At 64.6% G+C, this 302-nt stretch carries 1 pseudogene; it reads right to left on the bottom strand.

Features of this window, described 5'->3' with window-relative positions:
• Positions 1-24: 24 nt before the first annotated feature.
• Positions 25-302, bottom strand: a pseudogene (locus VS93_RS28795) (zinc ribbon domain-containing protein); the annotation flags it as partial.

The following is a 302-nucleotide window of genomic DNA, read 5'->3' as shown; positions in this document are numbered from 1 at the left end:
GAAGGGAGGGGATTCCGGAACCGCCTAATGGCGGTTCGGGGCTTTCGCCCCGCCACGGGTCACCCCGTGCCCTTCCTGCTTCGCAGCCGACAGCGGAAGGCAGGACTCTTGCCGACTTACACCAGCTCCACAGGCCTCGCCAGGGTTTTCCCTGGCTACGGCTCGACCAGCCGCAAGAATGTTCTTCGCCGCGTTGATGTCCCGGTCATGCCGGGGGTACGGCAGTCAGGGCATGTCCAGGCCCTGACAGAGAGTTTCAGCTCGCTCAACAGGTGACCGCACGCGGAGCACGCCTTAGAGCT

This window comes from Allosalinactinospora lopnorensis, assembly GCF_000981225.1.
Classification (GTDB): domain Bacteria; phylum Actinomycetota; class Actinomycetes; order Streptosporangiales; family Streptosporangiaceae; genus Allosalinactinospora; species Allosalinactinospora lopnorensis.
The sequence above is the reverse complement of the archived record's forward strand: the minus strand, read 5'-3'. Positions and strand labels throughout refer to the sequence as shown.